At 67.0% G+C, this 15,271-nt stretch carries 14 protein-coding genes; 9 read left to right on the top strand and 5 right to left on the bottom strand.

The window, feature by feature from the left end:
- The 3 genes from AC1D1G_RS03405 to AC1D1G_RS03395 form a co-directional block, all read right to left on the bottom strand.
- Window positions 1–1,338, bottom strand: coding sequence for an MFS transporter (locus tag AC1D1G_RS03405; protein ID WP_477951148.1), 1,338 nt, complete (start codon window positions 1,336–1,338; stop codon window positions 1–3).
- 135 nt (window positions 1,339–1,473) lie between these two features.
- Window positions 1,474–2,541 (bottom strand): beta-keto acid cleavage family enzyme, encoded by a 1,068-nt coding sequence (locus AC1D1G_RS03400; protein ID WP_283332019.1) that lies wholly within the window; start codon window positions 2,539–2,541, stop codon window positions 1,474–1,476.
- Between the two features lie 313 nt (window positions 2,542–2,854).
- Window positions 2,855–3,805 carry a hypothetical protein gene (locus AC1D1G_RS03395; protein WP_477951145.1) on the bottom strand — a complete coding sequence of 317 codons (951 nt, stop codon included), beginning with the start codon at window positions 3,803–3,805 and terminating at the stop codon, window positions 2,855–2,857.
- A gap of 141 nt (window positions 3,806–3,946) precedes the next feature.
- On the opposite strand from AC1D1G_RS03395, the gene AC1D1G_RS03390 reads away from it, so the two are divergent.
- The 7 genes from AC1D1G_RS03390 (at window position 3,947) to AC1D1G_RS03360 (ending at window position 11,011) form a co-directional block, all read left to right on the top strand.
- Window positions 3,947–5,098 (top strand): acyl-CoA dehydrogenase family protein, encoded by a 1,152-nt coding sequence (locus tag AC1D1G_RS03390; protein ID WP_283332017.1) that lies wholly within the window; start codon window positions 3,947–3,949, stop codon window positions 5,096–5,098.
- Between the two features lie 123 nt (window positions 5,099–5,221).
- Entirely contained in the window at window positions 5,222–6,016 is a 795-nt protein-coding gene (locus AC1D1G_RS03385; RefSeq protein WP_283332016.1) for an enoyl-CoA hydratase-related protein, read from the top strand.
- 29 nt (window positions 6,017–6,045) lie between these two features.
- The gene (locus AC1D1G_RS03380) at window positions 6,046–6,810 is read left to right on the top strand and encodes an SDR family NAD(P)-dependent oxidoreductase (RefSeq protein WP_477951143.1); all 765 of its coding nucleotides are present in this window, start codon (window positions 6,046–6,048) and stop codon (window positions 6,808–6,810) included.
- Entirely contained in the window at window positions 6,807–8,486 is a 1,680-nt protein-coding gene (locus tag AC1D1G_RS03375) for a class I adenylate-forming enzyme family protein (protein WP_477951141.1), read from the top strand. Before AC1D1G_RS03380 ends, AC1D1G_RS03375 begins: the two co-directional genes overlap by 4 nt.
- A gap of 11 nt (window positions 8,487–8,497) precedes the next feature.
- On the top strand, window positions 8,498–9,640 hold the full coding sequence (locus AC1D1G_RS03370) for an acyl-CoA dehydrogenase family protein (RefSeq protein ID WP_283351422.1): 1,143 nt from the start codon (window positions 8,498–8,500) through the stop codon (window positions 9,638–9,640).
- A gap of 89 nt (window positions 9,641–9,729) precedes the next feature.
- Window positions 9,730–10,392, top strand: coding sequence for a TetR/AcrR family transcriptional regulator (locus tag AC1D1G_RS03365; RefSeq protein ID WP_283351423.1), 663 nt, complete (start codon window positions 9,730–9,732; stop codon window positions 10,390–10,392).
- Between the two features lie 19 nt (window positions 10,393–10,411).
- Window positions 10,412–11,011 (top strand): condensation domain-containing protein, encoded by a 600-nt coding sequence (locus tag AC1D1G_RS03360; protein ID WP_283332011.1) that lies wholly within the window; start codon window positions 10,412–10,414, stop codon window positions 11,009–11,011.
- Here the strand turns inward: AC1D1G_RS03360 and AC1D1G_RS03355 are convergent.
- Window positions 11,008–11,241 carry a hypothetical protein gene (locus AC1D1G_RS03355; protein ID WP_280781313.1) on the bottom strand — a complete coding sequence of 78 codons (234 nt, stop codon included), beginning with the start codon at window positions 11,239–11,241 and terminating at the stop codon, window positions 11,008–11,010. The genes AC1D1G_RS03360 and AC1D1G_RS03355 overlap by 4 nt on opposite strands.
- Before the next feature lie 257 nt (window positions 11,242–11,498).
- Here AC1D1G_RS03355 and AC1D1G_RS03350 point away from each other — a divergent pair, with 257 nt between their 5' ends.
- Together AC1D1G_RS03350 and AC1D1G_RS03345 are read left to right on the top strand one after the other, a co-directional pair.
- Window positions 11,499–13,040 carry a GAF domain-containing sensor histidine kinase gene (locus AC1D1G_RS03350; RefSeq protein ID WP_477951263.1) on the top strand — a complete coding sequence of 514 codons (1,542 nt, stop codon included), beginning with the start codon at window positions 11,499–11,501 and terminating at the stop codon, window positions 13,038–13,040.
- Between the two features lie 54 nt (window positions 13,041–13,094).
- Complete coding sequence (locus tag AC1D1G_RS03345; RefSeq protein WP_283351424.1) at window positions 13,095–13,529, top strand: response regulator; 435 nt, start codon at window positions 13,095–13,097, stop codon at window positions 13,527–13,529.
- Here the strand turns inward: AC1D1G_RS03345 and AC1D1G_RS03340 are convergent.
- On the bottom strand, window positions 13,507–15,126 hold the full coding sequence (locus AC1D1G_RS03340) for a protein kinase domain-containing protein (protein ID WP_477951137.1): 1,620 nt from the start codon (window positions 15,124–15,126) through the stop codon (window positions 13,507–13,509). The two genes, AC1D1G_RS03345 and AC1D1G_RS03340, sit on opposite strands and share 23 nt — an antisense overlap.
- Window positions 15,127–15,271 lie beyond the last annotated feature (145 nt).

The raw sequence follows: 15,271 nt of genomic DNA, 5'->3' as shown, positions 1-15,271 counted from the left end.
TTAGTTGGTGATGTTCGAGACGCCGCCGGGCCGCAGCTGCTGGAGCTTGCGTAGGCCGGCGGGGAAGAGGCGTCGTCCCAGTAGCAGTGCCAAGGCCGCGAGGATGTATGCCAGCGGCGAGAGCCTGAGTGCGTCGAGCAGGCCCAGGTGGTCCGCCAGGATCCCGATGACGAAGGGGCCCAGGGCCAGGCCGAGAAGACTGTTCGCGATAGTGGCCACACCCATCGCGGAGGCGCGGAGGGTGGTGTGCGTGAGGTTGGCGACCATCGCGGCGGCAGGGCCGGAGGAGCCCGCCGAGAAGAAAGCGCCGATGCCGATCAGGACCAGCTGGACGGGGCCGTTGCTCATGCTGAACCCAAGCCCCAGACAGCCCAGCGCGATGACGCAGTAGATGATCGCCGAGGTCCACTTCGTGGCCGGGGTCTCGCGGCTGACCCGGTCGGTGATGACACCGCAGACCACCATGCCGCTGCCGATGAGCAACACGAAGACGGACGCGACCACTCCGGCCTTGTCTGGGGCCAGGCCGTAGTACCGGTTGAAGAAACTCGGCATCCAGGCCAGCAGGACCGCTGCCGGGAACATCTGCAGTCCGCTGCCCACGTAGGTCCACACGACTGCGGGGTTGGTGAACAGGCTGGAGAGGGGGGCGCGGTAACCGTCGGGCCTGTGTGGGTCGCCGATCGCGGTCGGCGGGCCCTCGATGGCATATCGGGCCAGCTTGCCCTCGGACACCAGGGCGCGGAACAGCGCCACCAGGATCAGGCCGAAGATCGYCATGGCGGCGAAGGACCAGCGCCAGCCGAATTGGACCGCGATGAACCCGCCGATCGCGACGCCGATCACCGAACCGAACGATCCGCCGGACATGAAAGCTCCGGCGAGGGCCGCGTGGACGCGGGGCGCGAAGACGGTGAGCGCTACGGCGATACCGACACTGCCATAGGCCGCCTCGCCCACGCCGACGAGGAAGCGGGCGCCGAGCATCTGCTCGTAGCTGGTGGCGATCGCGCACAGCAGCGTCGCGACGCTCCACAGCACGGCCATCAGGACCAGGCTCCGGACCCGGCCCCAGCGATCCGCCAAGATCGACAGAGGCAAGGTCAGCAAGCCCACCATCAGCGCAACGATGCTGTTCAGGGAGGCGAGGTGCGAGTCGGACAAGTCCCACTCGGCCTTCAGAATTGGGAAGACGGCGCTGAGCACCTGGCGGGACATGTAGTCCGACAGCAGTAGGCCGAAGGTCAATGCCAAGACCACCCAGGGGAAGATCCGTCGCTTCCGGCTGGGTGTGCGAGTTGGGGTGTCGACCTCGACAGGTTGATCTTGCAGCACCATGGCCTACTTCCTTGGGGTTGTTTCGAGAAGTTCGAGATTGTGTCGAAAGCGCGGGGCCGATCGGCTGGTCCTTCGGACCGGGAGCGCGTTGGGGGCACGGGCAATCACCATGCCCCAACGTCTGGTGATGTGGTGCTACGCGTTCTGGTGCTGGGCGTAGTGGGTGAATCCGACCTGCCCCGGCCGGCGATTCGGCGCGTAACCGGCCTGCGCCAGAGTCTCGTCCGCATCCGCGTAGCTCTCACCGATCCGGTAGATCTCGCGGGCCTCCTTGGCGGTGGCCACGTCCCGGCCGAGCTCACCGGCAACCCGCACCAACTGGCGCACCTGTTCCGCCGAAGTGATCTTGCCGCCCCGCGGCGCCCACAGATTGTCCTCGTTGCCGCACCGGGTGTGCAGGCCCATCGCGATCGCCATCGTGTTCACCGGCAGCACGCTGCGCATCAACGTCTCGAGCGTGAGCGAGGCGCCGTCCGGGACTCGGCGGATGAACTCCATCATGTTGTACGGGTTCGGCCCGTCCAGCCCGCCGCCGATCGCCACCCACGTGATGTTGAGCGGGCCCGTGTAGAAGCCCCGCCGAATCAACCGCTCCACGGTCTCGAGCTGCGGAATGCTCCCAAGCTGGAAGTGCGGCTGAATACCCGCGGCCTGCAGACGGCGCAGATGCTCCTCCACCCAGGTCGGGCCGGCCGGGACAGTCATCTCCCGGTAGGTCTCGACCAGTTCCGGACGCTCCAACGACGTTCCCCGCGTGTCGTTCTCGGTCATCAACTCCATGATGTTCATCTGGCCGGTATTGATCGCGATCGTCACCTGGTCCGGCGCCGGATCGAGCTCGGCCAGCATGTGACGGGTGTCATCGCTGAGCCACTTCGCCTCCGCACCCTCGCCCTCGGGGGCGAAGGAGATCGAGCCGCCGATCTGCAGGATCATCTCCGGCACGGCCTCGCGCAGCCGGCCCAGCAGCTCGTTGAACTTCGACAGCCGCTTGGAGCCTTTCCCGTCGAGCTCGCGGACGTGGATGTGCAGCACGGTCGCGCCGGCCTCGAAGCAGTCCACAGCCTGCTGGACATGCTCGTCCATCGACAACGGCAGGTCCTCGGGGAAGTCGTCGACCTCCCACTCCGGGCCGTACGGCGCGACAGTGATAACGAGCTTGTCCTGGTTCTCCGGGAACAGGGCATCATCGTGAAAATGCATGAAGAACTCCAATCGAGAGGGGTGAGGGTTGGCACGGGCCGGCTGGATGCCACCGGTGACGTCTTCCAGCGGAGATCGGAGCGGCCCACTCATGCTCGATCTCCGGCGACCTGCCCGGCCCAGACCACTTGAGGTGATGGATGTCACGATAGCTGGCGCCGGACGGTGATTTTTGACCAAAGGGGACAGAAAACTTGACCATTTGGGGCGGTTGGTGGGCGTGTCAACCGATATCGCCGAGGTCGTGTCGTTCCTCGCAGGCCCGGCGTGCTGGGGCAGCGGCGAGGTCGTCTCGCCAACGGCGGGATCTGAATCAGGCGCCCGTGGCCTGGGTCCGACCCTCCTTGCGGGCCTTCGCCAGCCCGCGCCGGGCCAGAAAGCCGTTGGCGAGGAGCAGGAGGGTTTTGTTGGGCGGCGCCGCGAACCCGGCCTGGGTATGGGGTGCATACAGCGCCTCGGTGCCCGTGACCTCGATCCAGCCGGTGTTCTGACGCGACTCCGGGCCGACGAGTTCGGCGCGATAGGCGTGGGCGAGCAGCCCTGCGCGGCGGCCGCCCTGCGGCACTCCGGCGGGCACCGTCAGACGCACGCCCTCGCTGCTCGCCGAGCTCACGTCGACCGGAACGACGGCCGGATAGCCGTCCACCTGACGGTAGGCGAGCAGCCGGTGCGACAGCTTCGCCGCGCGCTCCCCGGTCTTGGTCGCATCCACGCGGGGGCCGGTGCCCTTCTTCGGTGGGGTCTGTGGTTCCGCGTCGACCGTGGGTAGCGGTGCGCCGAACACCTCGGGCGGGTCGGTCAGGTGCAGGTCGGGCCAGGCGACTACTCGTCTTACCGTCACGGTCACCGGTACCCGGTCGGCGTAGTACGCGCTGAGCCACCGGTCCCAGAACACGCCGCGGCGTGGCTCGCCCGTGTAGGGGGTCGAGCGCCGGCCGATGTCTTCGAGCAGTTCTGGGTCGGGGGTGGGGTCGAACGTCGCGTCTCCCTGCACGAGCACGTAGCGCTGATTGGTGGAGTCGCCGATCCCGTGCTCGCGGGCGTGGTAGGCGAGCGCGACCCGGGGCTCACCGGTGATGCGTTCGAGCTTGCGGCCGAACCCCAGTGAGGTGGTGAAGCCGACCGTTCCCCGCTCGCGGTCGCGCAGCCCGAGGGGCGCCACCGCTGTCACCACGGCCCCGCCTGCGGGCGTGATGTACGTGAACCCGCAGGTCAGATCGCCGCCGATGACGTCATCGACCTCGTCCGACCAGGTGACCGGCATGAGTCGAGCCTACTCAGCCGATGCGGCACCGGGCCAGTGCTCGGGGGTTGACGACACCCCGGAGTGAATATAGCTTCACTTGAAGTGAGTAGTTACTCACAAATAGTGATCGTGTATTCAACACGGCATCGAGGAGCATCCATGGACCTGACACTGACCGCGGAGCAGAAGGAGTTCCGGCAGCTGGCCCGCGACTTCTTGAACAAGGAGGTCGTCCCACACCGCGCTGCGTGGGACCGCGCCGAATCGGTCGACACCGCGATCGTCGAGAAGCTCGCCGACATCGGCTTCTTCGGCATGACCATTCCGGAGGAGTACGGCGGCCTCGGCGGCGACTACATCACGTACTGCCTCGGCATGGAGGAACTCGGCCGGGCGGACTCCGCGGTCCGGGGCATCGTGTCGGTGTCGATGGGGCTCGTGGGCAAGGTGATCCTGTCGCACGGCACCGAGGATCAGAAGCACGAATGGCTGCCCCGCATCGCGTCCGGTGAGGCGCTCGCCTGTTTCGGGCTCACCGAGCCGGACAACGGTTCCGACCCCGGCAACCTGAAGACCAGGGCGGTACGCAGCGGCGACGACTACGTCATCAACGGTTCCAAGATCTTCATCACCAACGGCACGTGGGCGAAGCTGTGCCTGGTGTTCGCGCGGACCGGAGGTCCGGGGCCCAAAGGGGTTTCGGCCTTTCTGGTTCCGACGGACACCCCGGGATTCGACTCGCGCGAGATCCACGGAAAGCTGGGGCTGCGTGGGCAGGCGACGGCCGAGTTGTCGTTGACGGACGTGCGCGTGCCTGCCAGTTGCCTGCTCGGATCCGAGGGGCAGGGTTTCTCAATTGCCATGCACTCGCTGGACAAGGGTCGCGTCTCGGTGGGTGCGGGTTGCGTCGGAATCATCCAGGGCTGTCTCGAGGCCGCCGTCGACTATTCCCGCGAGCGCACGCAGTTCGACCGTCCGCTCGCCTCGTTCCAACTCGTGCAGGATCTGATCGCCGACATGTCCGTCGACGCCGACGCGGGGAGGCTGCTCACCTGGCGGGCGGCCGACCTGATCGAGCGCGGTGAACCGTTCGGGACGGCAGCGTCCAAGGCGAAATACTTCTGCAGCGAGGCCGCGGTTCGTGCCGCCAACAACGCAATTCAGATCTTCGGGGGGTACGGGTATGTCGACGAATATCCCGTCGCCAAATACATGCGTGACGCGCGGGTGATGACTCTCTACGAGGGCACCAGTCAGATCCAGAAACTGCTGATCGGCCGTGCGGAGACCGGGGTCAGCGCTTTCCTCTAGCGCCACCGAGCGTCGAGTGACCCTTGACACACACTTCGGCGTGAATGTACGTTCATTTTCATCGAATAGATACTCATATTTCATGAACACACCCTCATTGCACAGTCCAGGAGAGGAATCACCGTGACCGACTACGAAGACATCACCTACGAGGTCGACGGCCCGGCTGCCGTCGTGACGATCAACCGCCCCGCGCGCTACAACGCCTTCCGCGGCAAGACCGTCGAGGAGCTGATCAAGGCCTTCCGCTCGGCGTGGGCCGACGACGCGGTGCAGGCGATCATCCTCACCGGTGCGGGGGAGAAGGCGTTCTGCACCGGCGGCGACGTCAAGCAGCGCGCGGAGACTGGCGACTACGGCCCGACCGAGAGCGGAATGTTCGAGATCGGCAACCTGCACAAGCTGATCCGCGACGTCCCCAAGCCCGTCATCGCCGCGGTGAACGGCATCGCGGTCGGCGGCGGCCACGTCCTCCACGTGCTCTGCGACCTCACCATCGCGTCCGAGACCGCGAAGTTCGGCCAGGCAGGTCCCCGCGTCGGCTCCTTCGACGCAGGCTTCGGGTCCGCCTTCCTGGCGCGAGTCGTCGGCGAGAAACGCGCCCGGGAGATCTGGTACCTCTGCCGCCAGTACGACGCCGTCACCGCCGAACGCTGGGGCCTGGTCAACTGGGTGGTCCCCGCCGACCGACTGCTCGACGAGGCCAAGGCCGTCGCCGCGGAGATCGCCGAGAAGAGCCCCACCACCCTGCGTTTCCTGAAGCAGTCGTTCAACGCCGACACCGATCACCAGGCCGGACTGAGCAACCTCGCAATGTCTGCGCTGGACCTGTTCACGCACTCGCCCGAGGGTCTCGAGGGTGCGGCGGCGTTCGCGGAGAAGCGCAAGCCCGATTTCACCAAGTACGTGAACGCCTGAGTCCGACAGCACGGGAAGTGGGAAAAACCATGAGCAACACCATCGCAGTGGTCACCGGCGCAGGCTCCGGCATCGGCCGGGCCATCGCCCTCGCGCTCGCCGAGCAGGGCGACACGGTGGTCGTCGCCGACCTCGACCTGCAGGCCGCGGAGAAGACGGCAGCCGAACGGCCCGACCGGCTCTTTCCGATGACCGTCGACGTCGCCGACCGGGCGCAGGTCGACGCCCTGCGCGACCGGGTGACGGCCGAGGTCGGCGTCGCGAACGTCCTCGTCAACGCGGCGGGATGGGACCGCACCGACCAGTTCCTCAACGCCACGACCGAATTCGCGGAGAAGGTCGTCGCCATCAACTACCTCGGGCCCGTGCACATGTGCAGTGCGTTCCTCCCCGGCATGGTGGAGGCGGGGAACGGCGGGCGCGTCGTCAACCTCGCGAGCGATGCCGGCCGTGTCGGCAGTGCGGGGGAGAGCATCTACGCCGGTGCGAAGGGGGGCGTGATCGCGCTGTCGAAGTCGCTCGCCCGGGAGATGGCCCGATACCGCATCAACGTCAACTGCGTGTGCCCCGGCCCGACCGACACCCCGCTGTTCCAGGCTCAGGCCGACAAGCTCAAAGAGGCTCTGGTGAAGTCCATTCCGTTCCGGCGGCTCGCCCGCCCGGAGGAAGTGGCGGCGCCGGTCCTGTTCTTCGCGTCCGAATCCGCATCGTTCATCACGGGCCAGGTGATCAGCGTCAGCGGTGGCCTCACCATGGCCGGCYGACCGGGTACCGGGACGGAGGACTCATCATGACGTACACATACGATGCCCACGCCTATCGTCAGTACTTCGAGCACGATTTCACCTATCTGAACGGCTTCCGGCGCAACACCCACCGGTATGCCGATCGACTCGCGATGCAGTCCCCGTCGACCGGCGAGAGCTGGACGTACGCCGAACTCGGCGATCGCGTCGACCGGCTCGCCACCGGGCTCGCCCGCGCCGGCGTCGCACCGGGCGACGTCGTGGCCTACCAGTTGTTCAACGGTCCCGAATTCGCCCAGCTGTACCTGGCCGGGCAGGCCTGCGATGCGGTCGGAGCGCCGATGAACTTCCGGCTCGCATCCGGGGAGACGGCGTGCATCCTCGACGCGAACCGCCCCACGGTGTTCGTCTACGACACCGAGATCGGCGAGATGGTGCGGGATGCCTTGTCGCGCGCCACACACAAGCCCGCTCTCGTCGTTGCCGTCGGACCCGGAGAACCGCTGCCGGGAAACGGTTTCGAGGTGATTCGCTTCGACGAACTCGTGGCAGAGTCGGCGTCGCCGCCGGACGTGAGTCGCACGGTGTGGGACGAAACCACCCGGCTRTTCACGTCCGGAACCACCGGCATGCCCAAGGGTGTTCCGCTGAACAGCATGATCGAGATCTTCAGCGCCCACGACGTGATCATGCACTTCCCGCTGACCGCGGAAGACAAGACCCTGAACATGACTCCGTGGTTCCACCGCGGCGGACTGTACTGCGCCGGGCCGAATCCCACGTTCTATCTCGGCGCCTCGCTGGTGGCGCAGCGCAGCTTCGACGCCGACGTGACCCTCGACTATGTCGAGGAATACGGGCTGACGTTCCTGATCGGTGCCCCGACCAACCTGGCGATGCTCGCTCGCGCACAGGAGAAGAAGCCCCGGGACCTGTCGACCCTCGACGGCATCGTGACGATGGGCGCGCCCCTCGAACGGGAAGCGGCACTGCACTATCAGAAGGTGCTGAATCCCCGCATCTTCAACGGGTACGGCAGCACCGAGGGATTCTGGAACACCTTTCTCCGGCCCACCGATCTGCCGGAGATGGCCGGGACCGCCGGGCGGGCCTGCATCGACGACGACGTCGCCGTGGTCAGGCTGTTCGACGACCGCCTCGCCGACGCTCACGAGACGGTAGCCAAGGACGGCACCGAGATCGGTGAGGTCATCGTCCGCTCACCGAAAGGCGCCAACGCCTACTTCGACGCCCCGGAGCAGGAGAAACGGAAGTTCCGGAACGGCTGGCTCCACATCGGCGATCTGGCCACGTGGGACGACAAGGAGTTCGTGACGATCGTCGGCCGCAAGGACGACATGCTCCTGTCCGGCGGCGAGAACGTGCACCCCGTGCAGATCGAGGAAGCACTGGGCGAACATCCGTCGGTCACGGATTCGCTGGTGGTCGGGGTTCCCGACGACAAGTGGGGGCAGGTCGTCGTCGCGTACGTCGTCACCACCGCACCGGTCCCGTCCGCGGACGATCTGGACGACTTCTGCCGCAGGCACCCGATGCTGTCGCAGTTCAAGCGCCCCCGCGCCTACCGCTTCGTGGAGTCACTGCCCATGTCGGCGACGGGAAAGAAGTTGCATTACAAGGCCACCGATACCGCGCGCCGGGAATTCGAGAGCGGGGCATTCGTGGTCCCGAGTGCCCGCGCACCCCACACCCTCAGTTCGTAAAGGACACCGTCATGACCATCGAATTCGAGTCCGAGCACCACCAGTTCCGGGACAGTGTCCGCAGCTTCGTGCGCGAGCGGATCGTCCCGCGGCACGAGCAGTGGGAAAGTGAAAGCTGCCTCGACCCGGCACTGTTCACCGACGCGGGTAAGCAGGGGCTGCTCGGTTTCCCGGTTCCCGAAGCCTACGGTGGCCCCGGCGTCGAGGACTTCCGTTACAACGCGATCGTCGTCGACGAGGTCAGTCGCGCGGGCGCCGCCGCCGCGGGCATCGCGTTCTCCCTGCAGAACGACGTCGTGCTGCCATACCTGACGGACATGACGACCGAGGAGCAGAAAGCACGCTGGCTTCCCGGAACCGTCACCGGTGAAACGATTCTCGGCATCGCGATGACCGAGCCGGGCACCGGCAGCGACCTCACCGGGATCCGCACCACGGCAGTGCGCGACGGCGACCATTACGTGGTGAACGGCAGCAAGACGTTCATCTCCAACGGTCAGAACGGCACGCTCTTCGTCGTCGCCGTGCGCACGTCTGCGGACAAACACATGGGGCTCTCGCTGCTCGTCGTCGAATCGGACACACCGGGGTTCTCCCGGGGCCGCAACCTCGAGAAGATCGGGCTGCACGCCCAGGACACGAGCGAGCTGACGTTCACCGACATGCGCGTGCCGGTCGCCAACCTCCTCGGCGAGGAGGGGCAGGGTTTCTATCAGCTCGTCCACAATCTGCCGCAGGAGCGCCTGTCATTGTCCGTCGGCGCGGTCTCGGCCGCCGAGGGTGTGCTCGAGCAGACCCTGGAATACGTGAAGGAACGCAGCGCCTTCGGAAAGCCGATCGCCAGTTTCCAGAACACCCAGTTCGTTCTCGCGGAACTGGCCACGGAACTCGATCTGGCCCGCACGTATCTCGACGACTGCATCCGGCAGCACGTACGCGGAGAGCTGACCCCGGCCCGTGCGGCGCGGCTCAAGTGGTGGACCACCGAACTGCAGGTTCGCGTCGCCGACCGCTGCCTGCAGCTGCACGGCGGCTACGGGTACATGCGCGAGTACGCGGTGGCGCGCGCGTTCGTGGACGCCCGGATCCAGACGATCTACGGCGGTACCACCGAGATCATGAAGACCATCGTGGCGAAGGATCTCGGTATCTGACCCGGGCCGGACTGCGGTTCCGGCCCCGCGCGGGATACTGTGAATACTCGTTCACCGCAGGTTCTGCCAGCAAGGAGAGGTCATCTGTCATGGCGAAGGACACGTCCGCCGTTTCACTCGACGAAGCCGTCCGCGCCGTCCGCGTCAGCTCGAGGCGACGCCAGGTGCTCGACGCCGCGGTCACGGTGATGCAGCGGACCGGCTTCCACCAGATGTCCATGCAGGCACTGGCCGACGAGGCCCAGGTGAGTGTCGGACTGATCTACAAGTACTTCGGTGGCAAGGAGGACATCCTCCTCGCCACGATCGTCGACATCCTCGACGCCTTCCGCGATCAGCTCGAGCCCGCGATGGACGCAGCGGGCACCGACCCCGTCGAGCGGCTGGTGGCCGGGTTCCGGCGCTATGTGGAGATCGTCGACGAGAATCTGGATGCCGTCGTGCTGACGTACCGGGAGAGTCGGACACTCGACCAGGATGGGCGTGAGCGGATCAAGGAACTCGAGGTGGCGACGTCCAAGCCGCTCCACGACGCCCTCGACGCCGCGATTGCCGCGGGTATCGCGAGCGATCTCGACGTCGACCTGACGACGTTCGACATGATGATGCTCGCGCACGGGTGGGCGCTCAAGCACTGGCACTTCGCTGCCCGCTACACGGTGGACCAATACGTTACGGCGCAAACACGATTCATTCTCCGCACCGTGCTGTCGGACCGGAGCGCCGCCGCGTACCGACACCTGACGGAGTGACCGCGCATACGCTGGCCGGATGACCAGATGGCGGTTCGACGGGGAGATCACGGGCCTGGGCACCGGTTCGGGCGTGCGCATCGTCGTCGGACACTGGTCGCGATCGCCGCTCGGTGAGTTCACGGATGTCATGGTCGAACTCGCCGACGGTCACCGCGTGCTCCTCGCCCCGTCGGACGCGGTCCGCGACTTCGTCACCGCGACGTACGTCTTCGACGAAACCGTGATCACGCCTGTGCGGCGCTCGCGGTCCGGCGGCACTCGGACAGTCGAGGCCGGGGACCTGCGCGTGAGCGTCGAGGTCGGCGCCCGCACCGCGCTCGGGCGCCTGCTGAACCTGATCCCGCGGGCCGTCGCGAGTGCACCGTGGTTCTGTGTGGTCAGCGACCCGATCGCCCGCGCCGCTCTCCGTGGTGTGCGCACCCGTGGCACCGCAGGCAACGGGCGTCGCGAGTACTACGGCGCCGTCGATCAGCGGCGGCTGGTGGGAATGTCCGCATCCTGGCGCGGCCGGGACCTCGGCCCGCTGCGGCCCGTGGATCCGCCCGTCCGCTTCGGGTTCGGCTCGACGCCGCGGACCCCGGCTGTCACCTCGATCGTCACCACCATCGTCGACTAGTCGAAGAGGGTGGGGGCCTCTCCCGGCTGTTCCCGGTCGGCCGGTTCGACCTCGCCGGCCGGGCTCGTCGCCTTGTGCACCACGGACAGGGTGGTCGTCCGAACCGAGAGCCGATGTCCGTCGGGATGCTGCAGCGACGCCATGCCCTTGCTGAGCTCGACCACCAGCCAGGGACCGGCGTGACCGGACGCCTGCACCAGATCGCCCACCTGTATCTGTACGGCTACCACCGCTTCCTCCCAAGGTTTACTGCATCGGCCTAGGCCCAGCGTAGCGACATCGGCGGGTGTCAGCCGAGTGACGGGAACTCGATCGGGTGAGACCGGACAGGCAGCTCGATATGATGCTCATCGAGGTCTGTCCGCGAACCCCACGACTGATCCGAGCATGCACGATGACGCGAAAGTGGTCACGGCGGTCAATCGGAGCGCTGTCCCGGCGCGGCGCGGCGTCCCCCCGGGCAGCTTTCGATTCGGACGCGCGCCAACTGCCTGCGCGTCTGATATCGCTCCTGGTGCGACCGACCACCCCTCCGTTGTGGTTGGGGATCGTGGTCGCCGCCACCGTGATCACCGTGGAGACCGTTGTGGTGCATCAGCTGAACAAGGTGGCACCGCAGAACGCCTTCGGTGCGGTGTTCCTGCTCGGGGTTCTGGTGGTCTCGGCTCGGTGGGGATTCGCGCTGTCGGTGCTGACGACAGTGGTGAGCGCCGTCATCTACGTCTACTTTCACCTGCAGGTGGAGGGCACGCTGCTTCCGGCCAAACCCGGCGACTGGGTAGCCGTCGTGGTGTTCCTGCCCGTCGCGCTGGTGGCCAACCTCATGGCGGGCCAGGCCAGATTGCGCACCGCGGAAGCGGTTCTGCGCCGCCGGGAGGCGGAGGCGAGCCGGGACGAACTCGCGATCCTCGCCGAACACCAAGCCGCACTGCGCCGGGTGGCGACATTGGCGGCCCGTGGGGAGAGCCCCTCCGAGGTGTTCACGGCGGTGGCCGAAGAACTCGCGCTCTGGCTGCATGTGGTCGACGCCGTGCTGATTCGCTACGAGGGAGACGGAACCGGGACATTGGTCGCTGTTCGATACGAGCCGAGGGAAACTCGGATGCCCGTCACCGGAGACACGATCTCGACGGAGGGCGACGACGTCGGGGCGATCGTATTGCGCACCGGCCGCGGCGCCAGGATCGACAACCACGCACACGTCGGTGGGGCAGTTGCCACCCGCATTCGTGCGGAAGGCTTCGGATCGATCGTGGGAGTCCCGATCGTCGTGGACAAACGGGTGTGGGGCGCCGCGATCGTCGGATCGCGGCGCACCGAGCCGCTGCCCGCGGACACCGAGACCCGACTCGGTGACTTCGCCGATCTCGTCGCGACCGCGATCGCCAATGCTGCGACCCGTGCCGAACTGATCGCCTCGCGGGCCAGGATCGTCGCAGCCGCCGACGACGCGCGGCGTCGCCTGGAACGTGACCTGCACGACGGGGCCCAGCAGCGGCTGGTGTCGCTGGGACTCGAGGTGCGGCTGGCGGAGGCGTCGGTGCCGGCCGAGTGGGTGGACGTGCGGGAGCAGCTGTCGGCCATCGCGTCGGGGCTCACAGGCGTGTCGGAGGATCTGCGGGAACTCTCGCACGGAATCCATCCGGCGATCCTGTCGAAGGGCGGGCTGGGATCGGCGGTGCGGACGCTGGCTCGTCGTTCCGCAGTCCCCGTCGCTCTCGATGTCGCGATCGAGGGCCGGTTCACCGAATCGGTCGAGGTGGCCGCCTATTATGTGGTCGCCGAGGCGCTCACCAATGCCGCCAAGCACGCCCACGCCTCCGAGGTCGAAGTGTCCCTGCGGGCGGAGGACGGCACTCTGCACGTGGTGATCGGGGACGACGGCGTCGGCGGTGCCTCGTCCGGTGCGGGCTCCGGGCTCATCGGACTACAGGACCGTGTCGAGGCACTCGGCGGCCACATGCAGATCACGAGCCCGCCCGGTCACGGGACCACGCTGGACATCACCATCCCGGTCGCCGGCGAGTGACCGGGAGGATTTACCTGCTAGCGGGAATGCGTACCGGCAGGTACCCGGTCGACCATGGACCACATGGTGTTGCAACTCGGTCGTCTACGGTGCGTGATCGTCGACGACAGCCCACGTTTTCTGGACATTGCCCGGCGACTGCTCGAGCAGCAGGGGATCACGGTGGTCGGTACGGCGTCGAACACTGCCGAGGCGGTCCGATCGGCCACGGAGTTGCAGCCCGACGTCATCCTCGTCGACGTCGAACTCGGACCGGAGAGCGGATTCGACCTCGCGGAGCGGCTCCACGACGAGGCGCACCCGGCCGCGGTGATCCTGATTTCCACTCACGCCGAGCAGGACCTGGCGGAGTTGATCTCCGGGAGCCCCGCGGTGGGCTTCGTGTCGAAGTCCGATCTGTCGTTCGATGCCATCCGGGATGTGCTCCGCGCCGGTGACGGAACCGAAGGGGAGCGGGTGGCCCCGGTCAGCGGGCCTCGAGGAAGGTGACGACCGCGAGTACTCGTCGGTGATCGTCGCCGGTCTCCGGGAGGTTCAGTTTGGTGAGGATGCTGCGCACGTGTTTCTCGACGGTGCCCTCGGTGACCCACAGCCGGCGGGCGATGCCGGCATTGGAACGTCCTTCCGCCATGAGGGCCAGTACCTCCCGCTCCCGCGCGCTGAGTGCGGCGAGCGGGTCATTGCGCCTGCGGGCGGAGACCAACTCCTGCACCAGCGCGGGGTCGACGACGGAGGCCCCCGCGGCGATGCGCTGGAGGGTGTCGATGAAATCGTCCACGTCGGTGATCCGGCTCTTGAGCAGGTAGCCGATTCCCCGGCCGCTGGCCAGTAGCTCCATCGCGTGTTCGACGTCGGCGTGCGCCGACAGGACCAGGATTCCGACTTCGGGGAATTCGTCGCGGATCGCCCGGGCCGCGTCGAGCCCTTCGGTGGTGTGGGTCGGGGGCATCCGGATATCGACCATCACCAGGTCGGGCGCTCGCTCCCGGACCAGGTCGAGGAGTGTGGTTGCGTCGCCCGCCTGTTCCAGGACGTCGAAGCCGGAGCGCGTGAGCAGGCTCGCCACACCCTCGCGGAGCAGGACGTCGTCTTCGGCCAGGATCACGCGCAGGCGGGTCGTCACCGGGCCGCTCGCCGAACTCGCCGGTGCCCGAGCCGACTGTGGGTGTTCGCGGGCGTGGTCGTCGCCGGTGTCGGTGGGCACGGCCATGTCGTCGACGGTCAGGCCGTGGCGGCGTTGGATCCGCCGCAGTTCCTGCCCGAACTCGGCGGCGGTCGCGGGACGATCCTCGGTGTTGGCCGCCATCGCATGGTTGACGGCGGAGCGCACGTCGGCGGGTATGTCGGTCTGCGTGGCACCGGGCAACGTTCCGTCGGTGGTCTGCGGCACCTGAGTGGCCGTCTGCTCGGCTCGGGGGGCGTGACCGTTGAGCGCGCACAGCAGCGTGGCCCCGAGGCTGTAGAGATCCGACGCCGGTGTGGGGGTCTGTCCCTGGAGTACCTCGGGTGCGGTGAACGCGGGGGAACCGGAGATGAGGCCGGTGGCGGTCTCGAAGCCACCCGAGATTCGCGCGATGCCGAAGTCGGTGAGTTGAGGCTCCCCGTATTCGGTGAGCAGGATGTTCGCGGGCTTGATGTCGCGGTGGAGGGTGCCTCGTCGGTGTGCCGTCTCGAGTGCCCCGGCGATCTTGACCCCGATGTGCAGCGACTCCTGCCAGCTCAGCGGGCCCGCCTCGCGGATCAGCGCGTTGAGGGAATCGCGCGGGTGGTACTGCATCACGATGTAGGGTGCGCCCGATCCCGTGGTGCCGCTCTGGAAGATGCTGACGATGTTGGGATGCCCGGACAGTTTGCCCATGGCGTGCTGTTCGCGGAGAAATCGGTCGAGATTGTCCGAGTCGAGTGCGGCGGCAGTGAGCACCTTGATGGCAACAGTGCGCTCGAGGGAGCGCTGCCAGCAGCGGTAGACCGCTCCGAAACCGCCACGTCCGACTTCGTGGGCATCGTCGAAGCCGGCCGCGGCCAGCTCTACCGCAATCGTCCCGAGCGGATCGGACCGCGTCGCCGGAGGATGGAATTCGGCCATCGTCGACCCCGAGTTTCGCCGTCCGTGAGAAAAGAAAAGCGCGCGATCACCGTCGAAGTGACCGACTTCGAGAATACGTCATCGGTGCCGGGCCCGACATGCCATGACGCGGCCTCGCACACATCGAGCGGTCATGGAATTGCAG

The organism is Rhodococcus sp. P3_B8 (assembly GCF_056402775.1).
The sequence above is the reverse complement of the archived record's forward strand: the minus strand, read 5'-3'. Positions and strand labels throughout refer to the sequence as shown.

Bases quoted from the DNA above. Each gene is read 5' to 3' on its own strand.
- AC1D1G_RS03400 (WP_283332019.1), bottom strand. From the start codon at position 2,541: ATGCATTTTCACGATGATGCCCTGTTCCCGGAGAACCAGGACAAGCTC.
- AC1D1G_RS03395 (WP_477951145.1), bottom strand. From the start codon at position 3,805: ATGCCGGTCACCTGGTCGGACGAGGTCGATGACGTCATCGGCGGCGAT.
- AC1D1G_RS03390 (WP_283332017.1), top strand. From the start codon at position 3,947: ATGGACCTGACACTGACCGCGGAGCAGAAGGAGTTCCGGCAGCTGGCC.
- AC1D1G_RS03370 (WP_283351422.1), top strand. From the start codon at position 8,498: ATGACCATCGAATTCGAGTCCGAGCACCACCAGTTCCGGGACAGTGTC.
- AC1D1G_RS03365 (WP_283351423.1), top strand. From the start codon at position 9,730: ATGGCGAAGGACACGTCCGCCGTTTCACTCGACGAAGCCGTCCGCGCC.
- AC1D1G_RS03360 (WP_283332011.1), top strand. From the start codon at position 10,412: ATGACCAGATGGCGGTTCGACGGGGAGATCACGGGCCTGGGCACCGGT.
- AC1D1G_RS03345 (WP_283351424.1), top strand. From the start codon at position 13,095: ATGGACCACATGGTGTTGCAACTCGGTCGTCTACGGTGCGTGATCGTC.
- AC1D1G_RS03340 (WP_477951137.1), bottom strand. From the start codon at position 15,126: ATGGCCGAATTCCATCCTCCGGCGACGCGGTCCGATCCGCTCGGGACG.